Source organism: Variovorax sp. PBL-E5, assembly GCF_901827185.1.
Classification (GTDB): Bacteria; Pseudomonadota; Gammaproteobacteria; order Burkholderiales; family Burkholderiaceae_C; genus Variovorax.
The window spans coordinates 249224-269783 of sequence record NZ_LR594673.1; the positions used below are offsets into that span (position 1 = coordinate 249224).

General features: G+C 68.1%; 21 protein-coding genes. 13 read left to right on the forward strand and 8 right to left on the reverse strand.

Features of this window, described 5'->3' with window-relative positions; all coding sequences use genetic code 11:
* Window positions 1-5: 5 nt before the first annotated feature.
* From WDLP6_RS33105 to WDLP6_RS33115, 3 genes are read left to right on the forward strand one after another with little or no spacing between them, the layout of a single operon-like run.
* The gene (locus WDLP6_RS33105) at window positions 6-203 is read left to right on the forward strand and encodes a hypothetical protein (protein WP_232077680.1); all 198 of its coding nucleotides are present in this window, start codon (window positions 6-8) and stop codon (window positions 201-203) included.
* Window positions 200-1324: a hypothetical protein gene (locus tag WDLP6_RS33110; RefSeq protein ID WP_162595538.1), complete on the forward strand. Its 1125-nt coding sequence runs from the start codon at window positions 200-202 to the stop codon at window positions 1322-1324. The genes WDLP6_RS33105 and WDLP6_RS33110 overlap by 4 nt, the downstream gene beginning before the upstream one ends.
* A gap of 2 nt (window positions 1325-1326) precedes the next feature.
* Complete coding sequence (locus tag WDLP6_RS33115; RefSeq protein ID WP_162595539.1) at window positions 1327-1749, forward strand: hypothetical protein; 423 nt, start codon at window positions 1327-1329, stop codon at window positions 1747-1749.
* A 16-nt stretch (window positions 1750-1765) separates the two neighbouring features.
* Here the strand turns inward: WDLP6_RS33115 and WDLP6_RS33120 are convergent, their stop codons facing one another.
* The 3 genes from WDLP6_RS33120 to WDLP6_RS33130 form a co-directional block, all read right to left on the reverse strand.
* Window positions 1766-2254 carry a VOC family protein gene (locus WDLP6_RS33120; RefSeq protein WP_162595540.1) on the reverse strand — a complete coding sequence of 163 codons (489 nt, stop codon included), beginning with the start codon at window positions 2252-2254 and terminating at the stop codon, window positions 1766-1768.
* A 111-nt stretch (window positions 2255-2365) separates the two neighbouring features.
* Window positions 2366-2674 carry a UBP-type zinc finger domain-containing protein gene (locus tag WDLP6_RS33125; RefSeq protein WP_162571897.1) on the reverse strand — a complete coding sequence of 103 codons (309 nt, stop codon included), beginning with the start codon at window positions 2672-2674 and terminating at the stop codon, window positions 2366-2368.
* Window positions 2675-2733: 59 nt separating this feature from the next.
* Window positions 2734-3690: a LysR family transcriptional regulator gene (locus tag WDLP6_RS33130; protein WP_162595541.1), complete on the reverse strand. Its 957-nt coding sequence runs from the start codon at window positions 3688-3690 to the stop codon at window positions 2734-2736.
* Between the two features lie 99 nt (window positions 3691-3789).
* On the opposite strand from WDLP6_RS33130, the gene WDLP6_RS33135 reads away from it, so the two are divergent.
* From WDLP6_RS33135 to WDLP6_RS33180, 10 genes are all read left to right on the forward strand, one after another.
* Window positions 3790-4662 (forward strand): TauD/TfdA dioxygenase family protein, encoded by an 873-nt coding sequence (locus tag WDLP6_RS33135; protein ID WP_162595542.1) that lies wholly within the window; start codon window positions 3790-3792, stop codon window positions 4660-4662.
* Window positions 4663-5784, forward strand: coding sequence for a mandelate racemase/muconate lactonizing enzyme family protein (locus WDLP6_RS33140; protein ID WP_162595543.1), 1122 nt, complete (start codon window positions 4663-4665; stop codon window positions 5782-5784).
* Between the two features lie 31 nt (window positions 5785-5815).
* Window positions 5816-6802, forward strand: coding sequence for a Bug family tripartite tricarboxylate transporter substrate binding protein (locus WDLP6_RS33145; RefSeq protein WP_162595544.1), 987 nt, complete (start codon window positions 5816-5818; stop codon window positions 6800-6802).
* A gap of 58 nt (window positions 6803-6860) precedes the next feature.
* Complete coding sequence (locus WDLP6_RS33150) at window positions 6861-7790, forward strand: LysR family transcriptional regulator (protein ID WP_162571902.1); 930 nt, start codon at window positions 6861-6863, stop codon at window positions 7788-7790.
* A gap of 148 nt (window positions 7791-7938) precedes the next feature.
* Window positions 7939-8922, forward strand: coding sequence for an acrylyl-CoA reductase (NADPH) (gene acuI, locus WDLP6_RS33155; RefSeq protein ID WP_162595545.1), 984 nt, complete (start codon window positions 7939-7941; stop codon window positions 8920-8922).
* 17 nt (window positions 8923-8939) lie between these two features.
* Window positions 8940-11156 (forward strand): acetate--CoA ligase family protein, encoded by a 2217-nt coding sequence (locus tag WDLP6_RS33160; protein ID WP_232077681.1) that lies wholly within the window; start codon window positions 8940-8942, stop codon window positions 11154-11156.
* Window positions 11153-11977 carry an enoyl-CoA hydratase/isomerase family protein gene (locus WDLP6_RS33165; RefSeq protein WP_162595546.1) on the forward strand — a complete coding sequence of 275 codons (825 nt, stop codon included), beginning with the start codon at window positions 11153-11155 and terminating at the stop codon, window positions 11975-11977. Before WDLP6_RS33160 ends, WDLP6_RS33165 begins: the two co-directional genes overlap by 4 nt.
* Window positions 11978-11985: 8 nt before the next feature.
* Window positions 11986-12825 carry an ABC transporter ATP-binding protein gene (locus tag WDLP6_RS33170; protein WP_162595547.1) on the forward strand — a complete coding sequence of 280 codons (840 nt, stop codon included), beginning with the start codon at window positions 11986-11988 and terminating at the stop codon, window positions 12823-12825.
* Entirely contained in the window at window positions 12822-13673 is an 852-nt protein-coding gene (locus WDLP6_RS33175) for an ABC transporter permease (RefSeq protein ID WP_232077683.1), read from the forward strand. Before WDLP6_RS33170 ends, WDLP6_RS33175 begins: the two co-directional genes overlap by 4 nt.
* A gap of 52 nt (window positions 13674-13725) precedes the next feature.
* Complete coding sequence (locus WDLP6_RS33180; protein WP_232077685.1) at window positions 13726-14829, forward strand: ABC transporter substrate-binding protein; 1104 nt, start codon at window positions 13726-13728, stop codon at window positions 14827-14829.
* 20 nt (window positions 14830-14849) lie between these two features.
* On the opposite strand, the gene WDLP6_RS33185 is transcribed toward WDLP6_RS33180, so the two are convergent.
* From WDLP6_RS33185 to WDLP6_RS33205, 5 genes are all read right to left on the reverse strand, one after another.
* A complete protein-coding gene (locus tag WDLP6_RS33185) occupies window positions 14850-15563 on the reverse strand; it encodes a DUF899 family protein (protein ID WP_162595548.1) in 714 nt (237 codons plus the stop codon).
* A gap of 92 nt (window positions 15564-15655) precedes the next feature.
* On the reverse strand, window positions 15656-16654 hold the full coding sequence (locus tag WDLP6_RS33190; RefSeq protein ID WP_162595549.1) for an ABC transporter substrate-binding protein: 999 nt from the start codon (window positions 16652-16654) through the stop codon (window positions 15656-15658).
* A 117-nt stretch (window positions 16655-16771) separates the two neighbouring features.
* Window positions 16772-19132, reverse strand: coding sequence for a xanthine dehydrogenase family protein molybdopterin-binding subunit (locus tag WDLP6_RS33195; RefSeq protein ID WP_162595550.1), 2361 nt, complete (start codon window positions 19130-19132; stop codon window positions 16772-16774).
* Window positions 19129-19623: a (2Fe-2S)-binding protein gene (locus WDLP6_RS33200; RefSeq protein ID WP_162595551.1), complete on the reverse strand. Its 495-nt coding sequence runs from the start codon at window positions 19621-19623 to the stop codon at window positions 19129-19131. Before WDLP6_RS33200 ends, WDLP6_RS33195 begins: the two co-directional genes overlap by 4 nt.
* On the reverse strand, window positions 19616-20500 hold the full coding sequence (locus WDLP6_RS33205) for an FAD binding domain-containing protein (RefSeq protein ID WP_162595552.1): 885 nt from the start codon (window positions 20498-20500) through the stop codon (window positions 19616-19618). Before WDLP6_RS33205 ends, WDLP6_RS33200 begins: the two co-directional genes overlap by 8 nt.
* Window positions 20501-20560: the final 60 nt, after the last annotated feature.

The window sequence follows — 20560 nt, forward strand, 5'->3', positions numbered from 1 at the left end:
CCCCATTGAGCGACACGGCGAACCTCATGTTGTTCGCGCTCCTCCTGTTTGCGGGACTCAACGAAAAGGCACTGCGGATCGCCGTGGTCTTCATCGGCATCGCGCTCACCATCGTGACTGTTCCTCGAGCCGGTCTGATCCTTCCGACAAATATTTCCACTCATCTGTCAATTGACAAAACCATGTCAGAATCTGTCGGATGAGCACCCCCGCCGACCTCTGGCATTTTGCCCGCCCTGACCTCGCGAGCCGCTACCTGCAGGCCTTCGACCTCGGCCTGGTGTCGGCCCGCGGGCTGTTCGCCCGGCGCAGGATGGGCAAGAGCGAGTTCCTCAAGCACGACCTGCTGCCGGCCGCCGAGGCCGCCGGGTACGCGGCGGCGTACACCAATCTCTGGGACGACACCGACCATCCGGGCCAAGCCATTGCCGCCGCCATCCTGTCCGCCGTGCAGCCCAAGGGCCTGGCGCGATTCTGGGACGACCTGTCGACGCCTGTGCGCAAGATGAAGGCCGGCGCCAAGCTGCCGATGGGTGTCGAGGGCTCGGTCGAGCTCGACCTGGCCGACAAGGAGAAGCTGGCCGTGCCCGCGATCCAGGCGGCGCTGCAGCTGACCGACAAGAGCAGGAAGCGCCTGGTCCTGGTGCTCGACGAAGCCCAGGTGCTCGCCAATCCGGAACACCGGCAGGTCGCGCATTCGCTGCGCGCGGGGCTGGACATTCGCAAGGCGGGCATCAAGGTCCTGTTCGCCGGCTCCTCGGAAGCCGCGTTGCGCGAGATGTTCTCGCGCGCCTCCGCGCCGTTCTACAACTGGGCGCCGGTCGAGCCCTTCCCGCTGCTCGGCGACGAGTTCGTCGTGGCGATCGTGGCCCACATCAAGCGGCTCGCCAAGCAGCCGCTGCCCCTGGCCGTCGCGCAGCAGGCCTTCAGGAAGCTGAAGGAAACGCCGGAGTTCTTCCGCTGGTATGTCGAGCGCTACCTGCTGTACCAGGAACAGGGGCCCGAAGCGGCACTGGCGCACACGCTGACGCGCGTGCATGACGACACCGGCTATGCGAAGACCTGGAAGGAGCTCGGCCGGCCGGACCGCGCGGTGCTGCTGCTCGCCGCGGCCGGTGTGCAGGACCTCTACGGCGCCGCGGCGCTGAAGCAACTGCGCGAACTGCTCGGCACCGAGGACGTCACGCCCAGTCTGCCGAGAACCTCCCTGCGGCGCCTCACCGGCCCGCGGATGCAGGCCATGGCGCGGGTCGACCACGGCGTCTACCGCTTCGAGGACCAGGAGTTCGAAGCCTGGGTGCGCAGCCGCAGGACGGTGGACTGACGATGTCGACCGCCATGTTCGCCGCTCTGTTCTTCACGGTGGCACTCCTCGTCACGACGACCTACTTCATCATGGGCTCCATTCCGCTTCTGGTTCTGAAGCACGACACACCGCTCGACGCCCGCTTCGTGCGCGGCTTCTTCAACACCTACTACGTTGCTGCCTTCGCCAGCGCGATGGCCACGGCGATCAGCCTTGCGTGCGCGGGCCGCCCGGGGCTCGCGGTGGGTGCTGCAGTGCTGGCGTTGATTGCCGTCGTCCTGCGCAGGAAGATCATTCCCAAGATGGACGCGCTCGGCGCGCAGATTCAGTCGAACGTCATGGATGCCATTCCAGGATTTCGGCGAACCCACGTCATCGCGATCGTGATCAACGTCGCGCAGCTCGTTGCCATCGTGGGGAGCCTCATCACCTTCGGCAAGTAGCGCCAGCGACGCCCGCCTACGACTTGCCGCCCCGCCGTGCCGCCTCGATCGCGGCGACGTCGATCTTCCCCATGGTCATCACCGCGTCGAACACGCGCTTGGCCACCGCGCGATCGGGATCGGCCATCGCCTCGGTGACGGCGCGCGGCGTGATCTGCCACGAGAGTCCCCAACGGTCCTTGCACCAGCCGCAGACGCTTTCCTGTCCGCCATTGCCGACGATCGCGTTCCACAAGCGGTCGGTTTCGGCCTGGTCGTCGGTCGCGATCTGAAAAGAGAAGGCTTCGCTGTGCTTGAACTGCGGGCCAACGTTCAGGCCGATGCAGGGGATGCCGGCGACGGTGAACTCGACGAGCAGGACATCGCCCTGCTTGCCATCGGGATAGTCGCCCGGTGCGCGGTGGATGGTGCCGACAGTGCTGTCGGGAAATGTCTTGGCATAGAAGTTCGCGGCCTCGACGGCGCCGCCTTCGTACCAGAGACAGACCGTGTTCTTGCGGGTCATTCGTTTCTCCTGAAGCGTTGAGCGCCGGGCATCCGCCCGGACAACGTCCATCGTCCTCATCGCGGAGCCCCGGTCTGTCGGATGAAGCCGATGCCGTTGCAGGGATGCCGATCAGTAGTAGCGCGGGATCGGCCCGTTCTGCGGCGTGGTGTCCTCGCCGAGGTCGAGCGCCACGCGATCGACATAGCACCAGCCCCAGCCTTCCGGCGGATCGTAGCCCTCGATGATCGGATGCCCGGTCGCGTGGAAGTGCGCGGTCGCGTGACGATGCGGCGAATCGTCGCAGCAGCCCACGTGGCCGCAGGTGCGGCACAGGCGCAGATGCAGCCATACGCTGCCCATCTTCAGGCACTCCTCGCAGCCGAGGGCGCTGGGAACCACGTGGGCGATGCCGGCGGTGTGGGTGCAGGACCTGCTCATTTCGATCTCCTTGAACGTGCGAACGGACAGCCTTCGGCACGATCCGACGGCAAGCATACTCACCGCCCGCGCAGCGCATGGCGCGCCGCAGCGGCTGCCGCATGGATCTGCGTGCGCAAGCCGGCGAGGACCGGATCTTCCACCGCCCAGCGCTTGAAGACCAGCACGGTCGGACTGGTCGGCAGCGGCACGCGCGTGCGCAGCACCCGCACCAGGCCCAGGGCCTCGTGCCGCCGCGCGATGGATTCGGGCGCGATCGACAGGAAGCCCGTGCGAGCCGCAAGCGCGAGCCCGGTCTCGAAGGAGCGCGTCTCGATGACCGGATGGATCGGCCCCAGCCTGCCGTCGCTGCAGTAGCGATCGAAGGCCTCGCGCGAACTGGTGCGCGCATCGGGCAGCACCCAGCGCTGGCGCATCAGTTCGGCCCTGGACAGCACCGACTTGCCTTGCGGGCCCGCATCGGGCGCGCAGATGATCACGGTGCGCTCGTCGTACAGCCGTTCGGTGAGCAGCTCGTCATCGCCCGCGGTGTCGCTGCGGCCGCGCAGGATCGCGAAGTCCAGCGTGCCGCGGCTCACGGCGTCCCACAGGAAAGTGCTGCTCTCCTCGATCAGCTGCAGGCGCACGGGCCCGGAGGCCTCGCCGTCGCGCGCGACGCGCTCCAGCAGGTTCGGCATCAGCGTGTGCATGGCGCGCGCGATGCAGCCGAGGCTCACCGGCCCGCGATCGAGGCCGGCCGACAGGTCCAGGCGCTCCAGGCTGCGCAGCACGGCGCGCGCCTGGGCCAGCACGCGCTCGCCCCATGCCGTCGGATGGCTGCCCCGGCTCGAACGCTCGAACACGCGCTCGCCCAGCGCCTTCTCGGCCTCGGACAGGAGGCGCGATACCGCCGGCTGCGCCAGCCCGAGCGCGCGCGCGGCACCGTGGACCGACTTGCCGTCGTCGATCGCCACGATCGCCTCGAGGTGGCGGCGCTGCACGGCGCGCTGCTGCGATGCCTGTTTGATCTGGACCATCTGATTCTTGATATCACCGAATGCTTTAAATATATCGTTTACGCGATCACCCATGGCTGCTACCTTCGATGGATGTCCACTTCGCATTCCGCTGCCTCCATGCCACGCATCACCGTCACCAAGATCGCGCCGGCGCTCGGCGCCGACATCTCCGGGATCGACCTGCACGCGCCGCTCGACGAAGCCACGCTCGCCGCGCTGAAGGACGCCTGGGCCACCCACCTGGTGCTTCGCTTTCGCGGCCAGGCGCTCGACGATCCGCAACTGCTCGCGCTCAGCCGCCTGCTCGGGCCGCTGGACCCACCCGGTCCCAATCCCTACGGCAAGCCTTTCCTGGAAGCGTTTCCGGAGATCAACGTCATCTCCAACGTGAAAGTCGGCGGCGCACCCATCGGCAACCTCGGCGACGGCGAAGCGGTGTGGCACTGCGACATGACCTACGTCGAGAGCCCGCCGCGCGCCGCGCTGCTGCACGCGCTGGAAATCCCGCCGAGCGGCGGCGACACCTTCTGGTCGAACATGTACCTCGCCTACGAGACGCTGCCCGATGCGACGAAGCAGCGCATCGCCGGCCTGCGCGCGATCCACGATGCCACCTACAACAGCGCCGGCATCATGCGCAAGGGCATGAAGGAAGTGACCGATCCGCGGCAAGCGCCCGGCGCGCACCATCCGCTGGTGATCCGCCATCCCGACACGGGCCGCGCGGCGCTCTACCTCGGCCGCCGGCGCAACAGCTACGTGCTCGGGCTCGACCTCGCGGACAGCAATGCGCTGCTCGACGAACTGTGGGCGCATGCCACGCAGCCCGAGTTCACCTTCCGCCAGGTCTGGCAGCTGCATGACCTGATCCTGTGGGACAACCGCTGCACGCTGCATCGGCGGGATTCCTTCGACCCCGAGGCGCGCCGCGTGATGCACCGCACGCAGATCAAGGGCACGCCGGTGGCGCCCGCCTTCGAGGCCGCCTGAATGGATGCGCTTCATCTTCCGATCCGCCGCGTCGAGGTCTTCGGCGTCGCGGTGCCGCTGGTCGGCCCGGGCTTTCGCAATGCCTACATCACCAAGAAGGCGCAGAAGAGCGCCATCGTGCGGCTGACCGCCGACGATGGCAGCGTCGGCCTCGGCAACATCGATCCCTCGCCGGGCTATTCGGTCGAGACGATCGAGCAATCGCTGACCGCGCTGCGCGAGCGGCTCGCGCCCGCGGTGCAAGGCCAGGACGCCGGCAATCCACACCGGCTCTCGCAGACCATGGACCAGGCGCTCTCCGGCTACCTCGATGCCAAGGCGGCGATCGAGATGGCCTGCATCGACCTGCTGTCGCGCCGCCTCGGCGTTCCGGTGCACCAGTACCTCGGCGGCAAGATGGTGGACGAACTGCGCTTCAACGCCTGGATCGGCATCCTCTCGCCCGACGAGGCCGCGGCCGAGGCGCGCAAGTGGTTCGATCGCGGATTCCGCTCGGCCAAGATCAAGGTCGGCGGCGGCATCGAGGCGGACCGCGACCGCGTCGGCGCCGTGCGTGCGGCGGTCGGACCCGAGATGGCCCTGCGTGCCGATGCCAATGCGGGCTATTCGGTGGACGACGCGATCGCGCTCGGCCGGCTGCTCGAACCTTTCGCGATGCAGCTGCTGGAGCAGCCGGTGGCGGCGGACGACCTGGCCGGCATGGCCCGCGTACGCCAGGCCATCGACATCCCCGTCATGGCCGACGAATCGATCACCGACCACGCCAGCCTCATCGACGTCATCCGCGCGGACTGCGCGGACATCGTCAAGCTCAAGGTCATGAAGCAGGGCGGCTTCCTGACCTGCCGCCGCATGCTGGAGACGGCGACGGCCGCGGGCATGAAGGTGGTGATCGGCCACGGCTTCGGCCTGGGCATCAACACGGTCGCCGAGATCATGCTGGCCTGCACCAGCACGAACGTGCTCGAAGGGCTCGAATGCGTGGGGCCGCTGAAGACCGCGGACGACATCGTCACCCACAAGCTCGATCTCTCGAGCGGCCGCATCGCCGTGCCCGCCGGGCCGGGCCTGGGCGTGACGCTCGACGACGACAAGATCAGGCAATACCACTTCGATGCCTAGCCCCCAGCGATCGAAGCAGGAGACAACATCCATGAGATTCAAGAAGATCGCCGTGCTCGCGGCGATGGCGCTGTGGCTGCCGCTGTGCGCCACGGCACAGGGCGGCGATGCGGCCGCGGCCAGCTACCCAAGCAAGCCGGTGACCGTGCTCGCGCCCTTCGCGGCGGGCGGCACGGTGGACATCATCGCGCGGCTCCTGGGCCACAAGCTGGCCGTCGACCTGGGCCAGTCCTTCGTCGTCGACAACCGCGGCGGCGCCGGCGGCACCATCGCCACCGCGATGCTCGCGCGCGCCGCGCCCGACGGCTACACGGTCATGGTCCAGCACATGGGCCTGGCCTTCAACGCCGGGCTGTACGACAAGCTGCCCTTCGACACGGCGCGCGACATCCGGCCAGTCGCCTACATCGGCGCGACGCCGAACGTGCTGGTCGTGTCCAAGAGCATGCCGGTCAAGACCGCGGCCGAATTCCTGGCCTACGCGAAGGCCAACCCGGGCAAGGTCAACTACGGCTCCGGCGGCGTCGGCAGCGCGGGGCATGTGCCGATGGCGGTGCTGTCGTCGATCACCGGGCTGAAGATGCAGCACGTGCCGTACAAGGGCTCGGGCCCGGCCATCGTCGACCTGATGTCGGGTCAGATCCAGGCCATGCTGCTGACCATCCCGGCGGTGATGCCCTTCATCCAGCAAGGCCAGCTGCGCGCGCTCGCCACCTCGGGCGCGAAGCGCTCGCCGGCGCTGCCCAACCTGCCGACGCTGGAAGAGGTCGGCGTCAAGCAGTTCGAGTACGAGCCGTGGTACGGCTACTTCGTGCCCGCGGGCACGCCGCCCGCGGTCCAGCAGAAGCTGCACGACGCGGTCAACAAGGCCCTGCAGGATCCGGAGATCGCGGCCAAGCTGCGCGAGCAGGGCCTCGAGGTCAAGAGCATGTCGCAGCAGCAGTTCGTCGACATCGTGGCGCGCGACACGGCGACCTGGGGCGCGAAGATCAAGACGCTCGGCCTGCGCGGGGAATAGCAAGACCTCTCGATGATCCGGATTTCGCGGTGACGCACGCGGGTTAAGCTGCGTCACCATGTCCCGTGACCCCGGCCTTCATCTCAAGAACCCGACGTCGCTGCGCTATTTCTACGAGGTGGCGCAAGCCGGCTCCTTTCGCCGCGCGGCGGAGCACACGCACATCGCGGCTTCGGCGATCAACCGGCAGGTCAAGAACCTGGAGGAGGAGGTCGGCGCGCTGCTGTTCGAGCGCGGCCGCGGACGCAGCGGCCTCAAGCTCACGGCCGCCGGCGAGATCTTCATCCACCATCTCAAGCGCGCGATGGGCGAGCTCTCGACCGCGCGCACCGAGGTCGATGCGCTGCGCGGCCTGCAGCGCGGCACGGTCCATTTCGGCGTCAACGAAGGCTTCTCGCGCGAGCTGCTGCCGCAGATGCTGGCCGAGTTCCACCGGCTGCACCCCGGCGTGAACTACGAGGTGCGGGTGGAGAGTTCGCCGCGGCTGGTGGCGCTCGTGCTCGACGACGAGATCGACTTCGCGCTCGGCTACAACCCGCCTGCGCATGCAGGCCTCGCGATCGTGGTCAAGCGCAGCCTGGGCTCTTGCGTGATGGTGCCGCGCAAGCATCCGCTGGCCAAGCGCAGCTGGGTGCGGCTCACCGATTGCGCGGCCTACGACATCGTGATGCCCGATGCCAGCCTGGCCCTGCGCGCCACGCTGGACCAGATGTTCGCGCGCGTCGGCATGAAGCCGCGCGTGGTGCTCACCACCAACTCCTACGAGCTGATGCGCAGCGCCGCATCGGCCGGCGTGGGCATCGCGATCCTCTCGCAGTACCTGTTCGGGCGCGACCCCAACCATCCCGATGCGGCCTTCGTGCCGATCCGCGATCCGCGCATCAAGCCGCAGGTGCTGGTGTGCTGCACGCGCGCGGGAAGGCACCTCTCGGTGGCCAGCCTGTCGCTGATCGCGGAGATCGAGAACGTGCTGCGGCACAAGCTCTGAGCGGCTTTTTCCACCGGCCGCCGGCGCCGAGGGTTTCCCCTTGCGTGCGAATTTGGAGAACGCATATCGACCTAATCCGTTCTTGCCCGGCGCATTGACCCGGCGATAGATTCGCGTCCGTCAACCACCCAAGAGAAGTGAGACGGGCATGTTCAAGGCCATCCTGCTGGAGCGAGATGCAGAGCGATTCGACGCATCCGTACGCGAACTCGACGACTCGGCGCTTCCCGATTTCGATGTCACGCTGCGCGTCGACTATTCGTCGCTGAACTACAAGGACGCACTGGCGATCGCGAACCGCGGTCCCGTGGTGCGCAAGTGGCCGATGGTCCCGGGCATCGACGGCGCGGGCGTGGTCGAGCACAGCACGCATGCCGAGTTCTCGGCCGGCGACCGCGTGATCCTCAACGGCTGGGGCGCCGGCGAGCAGCACTGGGGTTGCCTGGCCGAACGCGCACGGCTCCAGGGCGAATGGCTGGTGCCGCTGCCCGAGCGGCTGGACGCGCGCACCGCGATGGCGCTCGGCACAGCGGGCTACACCGCGATGCTCTGCGTGCAGGCGCTGGAACGCCAGCGCGTGCGGCCGGACGACGGCGAGATCCTGGTCACCGGCGCCGCCGGTGGCGTCGGCAGCGTGGCGATCAGCCTGCTCGCGGGGCGCGGCTTTCGCGTCGTCGCCTCCACCGGCCGCGCCGCCGAGGCCGACTACCTGAAACGCATCGGCGCCGCGGAGGTCATCGACCGCGCGCAGCTTTCCGCGCCGGGCAAACCGCTGGGCAAGGAACGCTGGGCCGGCGTGGTGGACTCGGTGGGCAGCCACACGCTGGTCAATGCCTGCGCGACGACGAAATACGGCGGCGTGGTCACGGCCTGCGGACTGGCCCAGGGCATGGACCTGCCGGGCACGATGGCGCCCTTCATCCTGCGCGGCGTGAGCCTGATCGGCATCGACTCGGTGATGGCGCCGCGCGCCGACCGGCTCAATGCCTGGCAGCGGCTGTCGCAGGAGCTCGACCATGAACGCCTGGCCGCGATCACGCACGAGATCCCGCTGGCCGCGACGCTGGATGCGGCCGCCGCGCTGCTCGCGGGCGGCGTGCGCGGGCGGACCGTGGTCAACGTGCGCGTCTGATGTCCGCCGCTCATCCGATGCGCCCCTCTTCCTTCGACGCGGCATCCGTGCCCGCCCTGCCTGCCGAAACCGCGCCGCTGCGCGATCTCGCGCCCCTGATGCGCCCTTCGTCGGTCGCCGTGCTCGGCGCTTCGCCGCGACCCGACTCCTTCGGCAACTCGGTGGTGAAGAACCTGCTGGCCGGCGGCTATGGCGGCCGCATCTATCCGATCCATCCTTCGGCGGCGGAAGTCGAAGGGCTGCGCTGCTTCGCCGACCTGCAGAGCCTTCCCGAGGCACCTGACTGCGCCGTGATCGCGCTGCCTGCTGACAAGGTGCTGCCCGCATTGACACAGGCCGCCGCGCGCGGCATCCGCGCCGCAGTGCTGTTCGCCAGCGGCTTCGCCGAGCTCGGCAACACGGGCCGTGCGCTGCAGGCCGAGCTGACGGCGCTGTGCAAGCGCACCGGCCTGCTGGTGTGCGGCCCCAACTGCCTCGGCCTGGCCAACCTGCACGACCGCATCTCGCTCTACAGCGCGCCGCTGCCGGAGCCGCTGCGCATCGGCGGCGTGGCGATCGCCTCGCATTCGGGCTCGGGCTGCATCGCGCTCGCGGGCGTCGGGCGCTTCGGGCTGAGCCACCTGGTGTCGGTGGGCAATGCCGCGGTACTCGACATCGACGACTACCTGGCCTTCTTCGCCGACGATCCGCACACGCGCGTGGCCGCGCTCTTCATGGAATCGGTGCGGCATCCCGAGCGCTTTCTGCGCGCCGCGCAGCGCATGCGCGCGGCGCGCAAGCCGGTGGTGGTGCTGAAGGTCGGGCGCTCGACGCAGGGCGCGGCCGCGACCGCGGCGCACACGGGTTCGCTGGCCGGCTCGCATGCGGCGGCGGTGGACTTCTTCCGCAGCGCCGGTGTGGTGCTGGTCGAGGACATGGACGAAATGGTCGAGACCTGCACGCTGATGGCCGAGTCGGCGAAGCGGCCGGCCGGCGACGGACTGGCGGTGATCAACGTCAGCGGCGGCGAAGTGGCGCTGACCTGCGATCTCGCGCAGACGACGGGCCTGCGCCTGTCGGTTCTTGCGCCGGCCACGATCGATGCCTTGCGCGGCTGCCTGCCGGCCTTCGCGACGCCCAGCAATCCGCTGGACGCCACCGGCGCCGCAGTGTTCGACATGACGATGTACGCACGCGCCATCGATGCCCTGCTGGCCGATCCCGACGTCGGACTGCTGGCCGTGTCGCAGGACTGCCCGGTCGGCCTGGGCGCGAAGGGCGCCGACAACTACCGCGCCATGGCCGAGGCCACGGCCGCCGCGGCGAAGCGGACCGGCAAGCCGCTGGCCTTCTACAGCAATGTCGGCGGCGGCCTGCATCCGCGCACGGTGGAACCACTGCAAGGCAGCGGCGTGCCCGCGCTGCAGGGCGCGCGGCCTGCACTGATCGCGATGCGGCACTTCATCGACTGGCATCTGTGGCAGGCACCCGCCACGCACGACGACGCAGCACCGCTTGCCGCCGATCCCGCGTGGGCCGACCGGCTCGCGAGCGGTCGCGCATTGTCGGAACACGAAGCCAGGCGATTCCTCGAAGCGCACGGCATCCGGGCCACGCGCGAGGCGCGTGCCGCGAATGCCGACCAGGCCGCGCAGTGCGCCGCCGCGATCGGCTTTCCGGTGGCGATGAAGATCGACTCGCCCGACATCCCGCACAAGACCGAGGCCGGCGGCGTGCGGCTCGCGCTGCGCGACCCCGACGAGGTGCGCACGGCTTTCGATGAAATGCTGGCCACCGTGCGCGGGCGCGTGCCCGAGGCGCGCATCGACGGCGTGCTGATCCAGGAGATGGTCGCCGGCGGCATCGAGATGATCGCCGGCCTGTCGCACCAGCCGCCCTTCGGCCACGCGGTGGTCGCGGGCTCGGGCGGCGTATGGGTAGAGCTGGTGCGCGACAGCAGCCTCGCGCTGGCGCCGGTGAGCGCAGCGCGCGCGCAAACGCTGGTGGGCGGCACGCGCGCGGCGCGGCTGCTCGACGGCTTTCGCGGCGCGCCGCCGGCCGACCGTGCGGCGTTCGAGGCACTGATCGTGCGCCTGTCGCAGATCGGTGCCGCCTATGCCGGCTTCATCGAGGCGATCGACCTCAACCCCGTGACCGTGCTCGCAGCGGGCCAGGGCGTGCGCGTGCTGGACGCGCTCGTCGAGCTGCGGGCCGCGCCTTCCCATCCATCAACGAAAGCAGGAGACAAGCCATGAACTACCGATGCATCCGCGTGTCCATCGACCGCTGGATCGCCACCCTCACGCTCGCACGCCCGGAGAAGATGAACGCGCTGGACGACGACATCCTGCTGGAGATGCAGCACGCGCTCGATGCCTTGGAGGCCGATGAGTCGGTGCGCGCGCTGATCATCACCGGCGAAGGCCGCGCCTTCTGCGCCGGCTTCGACCTGAGCCCGCGCGAGGATCCTCTCACCAGCGTGCAGGACTGGCGCGCGCACGTGAAGCTGGGCAACGACACCTGGTACCGCATCTGGCGCTCGCGGCTGCCGGTGGTCGCCGCGGTCAACGGCTATTGCCTGGGCGGCGGCTGCGACCTGTCGATGGTGTGCGACATCACGCTCGCGGCCGACAAGGCCGAGTTCGGCGAGCCCGAGATCCAGTTCCAGTCGGCGCCACCCTTTGCGATCATGCCGTGGGTAGTGGGCATGAAGAAGACCAAGGAACTTCTGCTCACCGGCGATCGCGTCGGCGCCGAAGAGGCGGTGCGCATCGGGCTGGCCAATCGCGTGGTGCCGGCGGACGACCTGATGAAGGAAGCGCAGCGGCTCGCGCTCAAGCTCGCGATGATTCCGCCGCCGGCCATGCAGCTGAACAAGCAGGGCCTGAACCGGGCCTATGACCTGCGCGGCTTCCAGTCCACCGTGGACCTCGGTGCGGAAATCTTCACGCTGGTGCTGATGTCGGAATCGCAGGAGTCGCGCGACTTCTTCGAGGTCGCGGGCAAGCAGGGATTGAAGGCGGCATTCAAGTGGCGCGATGCACGTTTCGCGCTCGGCGGCGAAGCGCTGGCCTGAGGCGCGCCATGACTGCGACCGCCAAGCTCAGCGTCATCGCGCCTTCCGTGCAGACCTCGCAGGCCGCGCGCGATTCCGGCGCCCTGATCGAGATCGCCGGCCTCAACAAGATCTACCGCACGCGCGAGGGCCACCACATCGAGGCGCTCACGGACGTGAACTTCGACATCGCCGATGGCGAATTCGTCACCGTGGTCGGACCGAGCGGCTGCGGCAAGTCCACGCTGCTGAAGATCCTGGCCGGCACGCTTCGGCGCTCCTCGGGCTCGGTCAAGATCCGCCAGCGGCCGATCGACGGGCCGAGCCGCGATGTCGGCGTGGTGTTCCAGGCGCCGGTGCTGCTGCCCTGGCGCACCGTGCTCGAGAACGTGCTGGTGCCGATCGAGATCCAGGGCCTGTCGATGAAGGAGTACGAGCCGCGGGCGCGCGACTACCTCAAGCTGGTGGGCCTCGAAGGCTTCGAGAACAAGTACCCCAACGAACTCTCGGGCGGCATGCAGCAGCGCGTGGGCATCAGCCGCGGGCTGGTGCACGAGCCGGCCTTCCTGCTGATGGACGAGCCTTTCGGCGCGCTCGATGCGATGACGCGCGAGACCATGAACCTCGAACTGCTGCGCATCTGGTCGCAGAGCCGCAAGACGGTGATGCTGGTCACGCACAGCATTCCGGAGGCCGTGTTCCTCGCCGATCGCGTGGTCGTGATGTCGCCGCGCCCGGGGCGTATCACCGAGATCCTCGAGATCGACCTGCCGCGGCCGCGCACGCTGGAGATGATCAATTCGGAGCGTTTCGGCGGCTACGTGTCCGCCATCCGCCGGCACTTCCATTCGCTGGGACTCGACGCATGAACACCGCAACCCTCGATACCGCCATGCCGCACGACGAGCTCATCGCCGAACGCCCTGCCCTCGCCTGGCTCGGACCTCGGCCCGAGCTGCCGCTGTCGGCGCTGCTCTTCGTGCTGGTGGTCGGCGGCTGGGAACTCGCGGTGCGCCTGCTGCAGGTGACGCCGCTGCTGCTGCCCGCGCCCTCGGCCGTCGCCGTCGCGCTATGGGACGGCATCCGCAACAACACCTTCACCCACCACCTCGGCATCACTTTCTACGAGACGATCGCGGGCTTCGTGCTGGGTGGCGGCCTGGGCCTGCTGCTGGGCGCCGTGATCGCGCAGTTCCCGCTGGTCGAGCGCACGCTCTATCCCTACGTGGTCGCGTTCCAGACGATTCCGAAGGTCGCGATCGCGCCGCTGTTCGTGATCTGGTTCGGCTACGGCATGGCCTCGAAGATCGTGATCACCGCGACCATCGCCTTCTTTCCGGTGCTGGCCAACACCGTGGTCGGGCTGCGCTCGGTGCCGGCCGATCAGCTCGAGCTGCTGACGGCCTTCACCGCCTCGCGCTGGCAGGTGTTCCGGATGGCGCGCATTCCGCATGCGCTGCCCTTCGTCTTCGTCGGGCTCGACGTCTCGATCGTGCTGTCGGTGATCGGCGCCATCGTGGGCGAGTTCGTGGGCGCGCAGGCAGGCCTGGGCTACCTGATCCTGCAACGCACCTTCTCGATGGACACGGCCGGCATGTTCGCGATCCTGATCTTGCTGTCGGCGATGGGGCTGGGCCTGCACTGGGTGGTGCGGTGGACCGAGCGCAAGGTGGTGTTCTGGGCCGAGTCCGAGCACGAGCGGATCTCGGGCGCTTGAAGCGCTCTTCTTTTTTCTTTCGACTTTTCCTTCGATGAAAGGCAGGTTCCGAATGCAGAGACTGATGAAGATGGGATGCACGCTCGCGCTGTGCGCAGCCGCGTGGATCGTGCCGGCAGCCGCGTCGGCCCAGGCTGCCAGGCCGCTGAAGAAAGTCAGCATCGCGCTCGGCGGCGTGACCGTGATCAACGTCACCTATCCTTGGCTGATGATGCCGATCGCGCTCGACTACTGGAAGAGCGAGGGCTACGACGTCAACGTCATCGCCGCGCCGGGTTCGGTACAGGCGGTGCAGCAGCTCGCCACCGGCAACGTCGACTTCGCGCAGGTGAGTTCCAACGTCGCGATCCAGGCCAATGTCGCCAGCAACATCCCGGCGCGGGTGGTGATGGACAACAGCGTGATCGATTGGGCCGTGGCAGTGCAGGCCGATGGCCCGATGCGCACGGTGGCCGACTTCAAGGGCAAGAACATCGGCATCGTGAGCCTGGCCAGCGGCGGCCTGCCGCTGCTGCGCTCGCTGCTCAAGGCCAACGGACTCGACCCGGACAAGGACGTGAACATCATTCCCACCGGTGCCGGCGCGCCGGCGCTGGAGGCGCTGCGCTCCAACCGCGTGCAGGGGCTGATGTTCTGGAACGCGGCGATCGCGGGCTTCGAGAACGCGGGCGCGAAGCTGCGGCTGTTCCGCAGCCCCGAGTGGCAGCGGCTGCCCGACTTCTCGCTCACCGTGCTGCAGCGCACTGCCGAGCGCGACCCGGCGATGGTGGAAGCCATCGTGCGCGGCGCGGCCAAGGCCAGCCTGTTCGCGGTCAGCAACCCCGAATGCGTGCGCAAGCTGCACTGGGCGCGCTTCCCCGACAGCAAGCCGACGGGCAGCGACGATGCCACGCTGGCGCGCTGGGACGACAACCTGCTGCGCGCGCAGATCGAGTCGATGAAGGCAGCCTTCGAGATGAACGGCGGCAAGCTCTGGGGCCGCGCCACGCCCGAGGCCTTCGGGCGCATGCAGGACTTCATGCTCGACGCCAGGATGATCGAGCGCAAGGTCGCGCCCGCCACTTTCATCGTTGCGAACGAAGGCTTCTTCGAGCGCGTGAACAACTTCGATGCAGAAGCGGTGGTGAAACAGGCGAAGGCCTGCGCACCGCGGTAGGCGGGCGAGCGAATCCTGCCTCAGCCCTCCTCGTAGCTCAGCTTCGGATACCAGTCCTTTCCCCGTCCGCCCGGGGTCTTGTCGAGGATGTTCCAGATCGGCATCGCATCCACCGGGCCGCGCGGATCCTGGCCGGGGTCCGCCGTTTCCATGCCCATCTCATCGGCCCAGAAGTGGCGCACGATGTCGCCGTCGCGCCGGAAGACATTGAAGGCGGCGTTGTCGCCGCTGTCGGGCGTCTCGCCGGCGTAGTCGCGGTTGAAGAGATTGCCCGCGGACGCGTAGAGCTTCAGATGGCGCCAGCCGCGCTCGGCCTTGAACGCCGTCAGGCGCGAGAGCGGCGAGGATGCAATCACCGCGAAGGCGACGCGCTGGAGGATGTCCGGCATCTCGCCGTCGAGCGCACTCAGCAGCGAGGTGCACATCGGGCAGGGCCGCTCGCGTTTCGGGCCGAACATCCAGTTGTAGGTGACGAGCGTGTCGTGCCCTTCGAAAAGACCGGACAGCGAAACCGGCCCGCGTTCGCCCTCGAAGCGATAGTCCTGCGGCACCACGCCGCCCGGCGGCAAGGTGCGGCGCTGGGCAGCGACGCGTTCGATGTGCCGGCGCAGTTCGATTTCCTCGGCGAGCAGCGCGGTGCGCGCCCTGCGGTAGTCGTCGCCCTCGCCGGGAAAGCGCCGGCGGCTGGCATTGGCAAGTTGGGTGGCGGGCTTCAGCGCCGGGTCGTGCGTCATGTGGCGGCTCCTTGGGGTTCAACCGTTCCTTCCACCGCCATGGTGGCAAGTTTCCGGCCGAACGCCAAGCACCGCCTGGTTTCAGGATGAAGCTACTTGCCGCCGAGCAGATCGTTCGTGAAGTAGGCAGCGCTCGGCTTGGGCGCCTCGATCTCGCCGGTCTCCTTGAGCATGGCCAACGCATCGACGATGACCTTGTCGTCGGTCCAGCCCACGGGATGGCCCTTGGACATCGGGATCGCCGCAGCCGTCGCCTTGACCTGCGCGGCGACCGCCGTAGCGCTCGGATGGCCGGGCCAGTTCTTCATCATCATCTCGGCGGCCTCGGGCGTGTTCTTCTTCATCTCGCTCACGCCTTCGCCGACGGCCTTGAGAAACTTGCGCAGGACTTCCGGCTTCTTCGCGATGATGGCGTCGCTGCTCACCAGCGCCATGCCCGGCACGTCGAGGCCGTGCTTGTCCATCTCCAGCACCACGAACTTGGTGCCTTCCTTCTCTTCGATGATGGGCAGGTCGTTCGTCTGGTAGACGCTCACGACGTCGACCTGGTGCTGGATGAACTGCGTCACGCGGGTCTGTGCATTCACTTGCACTCGCTTCACCTTGTCGCAATCGATGCGGTTCTTCTTGCAGAACGAGTCCAGATAGGTGGTGCCGGTTTCACCGATCGATGTCGCGATCGACTTGCCCTCGAGATCCTTGGGCACGCGCACCGGCTTCTCGGGCCAGGAGATGAGCGCGACCGGCGTCCTCGGGTGGTAGAGCGCGACGATCTTGATCGGCATGCCCTTGCTGATGGCGGTCAGCGCGAACACGCCCGGCAGCAGCACCAGATCCTCCTGTCCCTGCAGCAATCCGCCCAGCGCGGCCGGTGCGCCAGCGCCCTCGCCGAGGCGAACCTCCAGGCCTTCGCGGGCGAAGTAGGCCTTCTCCTTCGCGACGTACAAGGCTGCGTATTCGCCCTTGAGCTTCCAGCTGAATCGCACATTGACCTGCTCCGCGGCCAAGGCCGTGGCGCTGACCGAACTCCACACGGCGATGCCGAGCAACGAATGAACAAGGACCTTGGCAAACCGTCGAACCGTCGTCATGGGAATGGCTCCGAATAGAGAAGATCACACACTGTGATCACAATAATTCGGACTGTCAAGCATTCGAATCTCAGCGACGCCTTTGCGCGTGAATCGGCACCAACTCGGGCCACGGATTCACGCAATTGGGTCCGAGGCACCAGAAAGACCATCGCTGAGCGACCTGCGGCGCGCCTCGCGCACGAGTCGTGCGATGTGATTCGGCGACAAGGGCAACGCCACGACCTCGACGCCGAAGGACTGCAATGCGTCGGCCACCGCGTTCGCAACGGCTGCGCCCGCGCCCTCGATGCCGCCCTCGCCCACGCCCTTGGCGCCGAGCGGATTGAGCAGCGAAGGCCCGAGATCCATGTGGTAAGCCTCCACGCGCGGGAAGTCGGTGCTGGTCGGCAGCAGGTAGTCGGCAAAGCTGCCACATACCATCTGTCCCTGCTCGTCGTAAACGAATTCCTCGAGCAAGGCGCCGCCCAATCCCTGGACCGAAGCACCGAGCACCTGGCCGTGCACGATCAGCGGGTTGATCACCGTGCCGCAATCGCCCACCGTGACCAGCCGTTCGACCTCGAGCGCCCAGGTCATCGGGTCGATCGTCACGTGAACGATCTGCGAGCCGTATTCGAAAGTCACGACCTTCTGCTCGAAGCTGCCGTCGACTTCCAGCAGCCCGCGTGCCACTTCGCTGCCTTGCGCGGCCTCTTCGCACAGCTGGCGGATCGTGAGCACGGGTTGCTGCGTGCGGTCGTTCATCACAGCGCCACGCTCGTAGCGCAGATCGTCCGCCGCACCCTCCTGCCGCCGCGCCGCTTCCTTCAGCAATTGCGACACGAAGGTCTCCCCCACGCGCTTGACCGCGCTGCCGCCCATGACCAGGCCGCGGCCATGGTAGGTGCCGAAGCCGTGCGCCAGGCCCGTGGTGGAGCCGTGGTGCACGCGCACCTGTTGCGCGGCCACGCCGAGTTCGTCGGCCAGGATCTGCGCGAAGGTGGTTTCATGGCCCTGACCGCTGCTGGATGCGCCCGAGTACAGATCGAATTCGTCCGCCGAACGCACGACGAGGCGCGCATATTCGGCCGGCCCCGCGCCGCTGCTGTCCACGAAGCAGGCCATGCCGATGCCGTGGAACTTGCCGTTCACCTGCTGGCCGCGCAGGCCGGCCAGCGCGGCGTAGTCGATCTTCTCCAGTGCCTGCCGGAACACCGCGGGATAGTCTCCGGTGTCGTACTGCGTCGCGCCCTCGTAGGGCACCAGCTTGCCCATCGGATACGGCATCTGATCGCGCCGGATCAGGTTGCGAAGGCGCATCGCCGCCGGATCGAGACCGAGATCCTGCGCCATCATGTCCATCAGCCGTTCGCGAAAGAAGTTGGCCTCGTAGCGCCCCGGACCGCGGTACGTGCCCGAGGGCGTCTTGTTCGTGACGAGCGCATGCACCTCGCAGTGGTAGTTCGCGATGTCGTAGGGGCCGGGCAGGAAGGACGCCGCCTTGGCCGAGACGATGCCGCCGGTGGTGCGCGCATAGGCGCCGATGTCGGTGCGCATGCGCGCGCGCAGGCCCAGGATCCGGCCTTCGCGCGTGGCCGCGATCTCCAGTTCGCAATCGATGTCGCGCGAATGGTTCATCGCGATCAGGTTCTCGCGCCGGTCCTCGATCCACTTCACGGGTCGGCCGACCCGACGCGCCGCCGCCGGGATCAGCAGATCCTCGGGATAGAACTCGCCGCGCGAACCGAAGCTGCCGCCGACGTCGATCTCGATCTGGTCGATCCGGTCTTCCGCCAGGCCCATCATCTGCGCCAGCAGGCGCCGGTTGTAGAACGGCACCTTGGCCGCACCCCAGACGCTCAGGCGCCCGGTCGCGGCATCCCACCGCGCCAGCAGTCCGCGCGTCTCCAGCGGCACCGACGAATGCCGATGGCAATGGAAGCGCTCCTTGCGCACGTAGTCGGCCTTTGCGAAGACGGCATCCGGATCGCCGCGGCTCACCTCGTAGTGAGCGGCGACGTTGCTGGCCCGGTGCGCATGCACGAAGACTTCGCCGTGCAGGGCACGGTCCATGTCGGCCACCACATCCAGCGGCTCGATGTCCGCGTAGACGAGGTCGGCGCCGTCCTCGGCGACATAGCGGTCCTCCGCGATGACGACAGCCAAGGGCTCGCCGACATAGCGCACCGTGTCGACGGCGATCGGCAGCTGCAGGAAGTGCTCGAACCCCGGCACCGGCCCCACGCGCACCGGAATCTCCGAGCACCACGCGGCGATGTCGGCATGCGTGAGCACCGCGAGCACGCCCGGCACCTCGAGCGCGGCAGACGCATCGATGCCGACGAGGCGCCCATGCGCCACCGCGCTGCGCACGATCACCGCATGGCACATGCCGGGCAGCTGCATGTCGTCGACGAAACATCCTTCGCCGCGCAGGAAGCGAGCGTCCTCGAAGCGCTCCAGCGCACGACCGACCTCAGGCAGATCGCGGTTCATGATGCCGATCCGTCCGCGCTGCGTGGATGCGCGGCGGCGGCCTCGATCGCATCGACGATCGGGATGTAGCCGGTACAGCGGCACAGGTTGCCGGAGATGGCATCGACGATCTGCTCGCGCGCCGGACACGGTGTCTCGGCCAGCAGCGCATGCGCCGTGACCAGCATGCCGGGCGTGCAGAAGCCGCATTGCAGCGCGTGGTGGCGCCTGAAGCATTGCTGCAGCACGGACAGTCCCCGCGGCGGCGACAGCCCCTCGACCGTCACCACGCGCCGCCCGTTGATCTGCACCGCGAGCGTCAGGCAGGAGCGCACGGCTGCACCGTCCAGCAGCACCGTGCAGGCGCCGCACACGCCGTGCTCGCAGCCGAGGTGCGTGCCGGTCAGGCGCAGCGCGCCGCGCAGGAAATCCGCCAGCGTCCAGCGCGGCTCGACGCTGGCCGACACGGGTGCATCGTTCACGAATGCGGTGATCGAGATCTTGTCAGGCATGGTGAGAGGCGTTGGCGTCGGCCAGGGCCTGATGGAGTGCGCGCGTGGTCAGCGCCTGCACCAGCTCGCTGCGGTAGTCGGCGCTGGCATGAAGATCGGAGCGGCATTCGATCGCGTCGCGCGCGTGCAGCGCGGCCCGATGCACGCGGTCGGGATCGGGTCGATGTCCCTGCAGCTCGGCGGCCGCTTCGGGCAGAACGACCGGACCGTCGGTCGCACCGAAGACGACGATGCGTGCCGATTCGCACAGGCCATCGGCATCGATGTCGAGCACGCACACGGCACCGACGATCGCGAAATCGCCCTTGCGCCGCGAGACTTCCTGAAAGCCCCAGCGCCGGGTGGGCGGCCATGCGGGAAAAACCACCTCGGTGAGGATTTCATCCGCGGCCAATGCGGTCGCGAACATGTTGATCAGGAAATCCCGCGCCGGCAGGCGCCGCACACCGGCCGGCCCCTGCATCACCATTTGCGCCTCGCAGGCGAGGCACAGCGCGGGCCACTCGGCCGACGGATCGGAATAGCAGAGGCTGCCGCCGATGGTGCCGCGGTTGCGCACCGCCACGTGGGCCACCAGGTGCATCGCGTGGTGGACCAGCGGCAGGCGCTCGCGGATCAGCGGGCTGGTCTCGAAGAAGCGATGCCGCGTCATCGCACCGGCCACGAGCGAGCCATCGGCTTCGACCCGAACGCCCGACAACGCCTCGATGCCATTGAGATCGATCAGCGCGCTGGGCGCAGCCAGCCTGAAGTTCAAGGCCGGCATCAGGCTCTGCCCGCCGGCAAGCGGCCTCGCGCCCTCGCCATGCAGATCGAGCAGATGCAAGGCCTCATCGAGCGAGGTGGGCGCGAAATAGTCAAACACCGGCGGCTTCATGGCGCTCCAGAAGTGCAGCTTGGCGCTGTGCGGATTGTTCTTGCATGGTGAGAATTATTT

Bases quoted from the DNA above. Each gene is read 5' to 3' on its own strand.
- WDLP6_RS33150 (WP_162571902.1), top strand. From the start codon at position 6,861: ATGTCCCGTGACCCCGGCCTTCATCTCAAGAACCCGACGTCGCTGCGC.
- WDLP6_RS33160 (WP_232077681.1), top strand. From the start codon at position 8,940: ATGCGCCCCTCTTCCTTCGACGCGGCATCCGTGCCCGCCCTGCCTGCC.
- WDLP6_RS33145 (WP_162595544.1), top strand. From the start codon at position 5,816: ATGAGATTCAAGAAGATCGCCGTGCTCGCGGCGATGGCGCTGTGGCTG.
- WDLP6_RS33170 (WP_162595547.1), top strand. From the start codon at position 11,986: ATGACTGCGACCGCCAAGCTCAGCGTCATCGCGCCTTCCGTGCAGACC.
- WDLP6_RS33135 (WP_162595542.1), top strand. From the start codon at position 3,790: ATGCCACGCATCACCGTCACCAAGATCGCGCCGGCGCTCGGCGCCGAC.
- WDLP6_RS33190 (WP_162595549.1), bottom strand. From the start codon at position 16,654: ATGACGACGGTTCGACGGTTTGCCAAGGTCCTTGTTCATTCGTTGCTC.
- acuI (WP_162595545.1), top strand. From the start codon at position 7,939: ATGTTCAAGGCCATCCTGCTGGAGCGAGATGCAGAGCGATTCGACGCA.
- WDLP6_RS33125 (WP_162571897.1), bottom strand. From the start codon at position 2,674: ATGAGCAGGTCCTGCACCCACACCGCCGGCATCGCCCACGTGGTTCCC.
- WDLP6_RS33195 (WP_162595550.1), bottom strand. From the start codon at position 19,132: ATGAACCGCGATCTGCCTGAGGTCGGTCGTGCGCTGGAGCGCTTCGAG.
- WDLP6_RS33165 (WP_162595546.1), top strand. From the start codon at position 11,153: ATGAACTACCGATGCATCCGCGTGTCCATCGACCGCTGGATCGCCACC.
- WDLP6_RS33180 (WP_232077685.1), top strand. From the start codon at position 13,726: ATGCAGAGACTGATGAAGATGGGATGCACGCTCGCGCTGTGCGCAGCC.
- WDLP6_RS33185 (WP_162595548.1), bottom strand. From the start codon at position 15,563: ATGACGCACGACCCGGCGCTGAAGCCCGCCACCCAACTTGCCAATGCC.
- WDLP6_RS33175 (WP_232077683.1), top strand. From the start codon at position 12,822: ATGAACACCGCAACCCTCGATACCGCCATGCCGCACGACGAGCTCATC.
- WDLP6_RS33200 (WP_162595551.1), bottom strand. From the start codon at position 19,623: ATGCCTGACAAGATCTCGATCACCGCATTCGTGAACGATGCACCCGTG.
- WDLP6_RS33115 (WP_162595539.1), top strand. From the start codon at position 1,327: ATGTCGACCGCCATGTTCGCCGCTCTGTTCTTCACGGTGGCACTCCTC.
- WDLP6_RS33120 (WP_162595540.1), bottom strand. From the start codon at position 2,254: ATGACCCGCAAGAACACGGTCTGTCTCTGGTACGAAGGCGGCGCCGTC.
- WDLP6_RS33130 (WP_162595541.1), bottom strand. From the start codon at position 3,690: ATGGTCCAGATCAAACAGGCATCGCAGCAGCGCGCCGTGCAGCGCCGC.
- WDLP6_RS33205 (WP_162595552.1), bottom strand. From the start codon at position 20,500: ATGAAGCCGCCGGTGTTTGACTATTTCGCGCCCACCTCGCTCGATGAG.
- WDLP6_RS33110 (WP_162595538.1), top strand. From the start codon at position 200: ATGAGCACCCCCGCCGACCTCTGGCATTTTGCCCGCCCTGACCTCGCG.
- WDLP6_RS33140 (WP_162595543.1), top strand. From the start codon at position 4,663: ATGGATGCGCTTCATCTTCCGATCCGCCGCGTCGAGGTCTTCGGCGTC.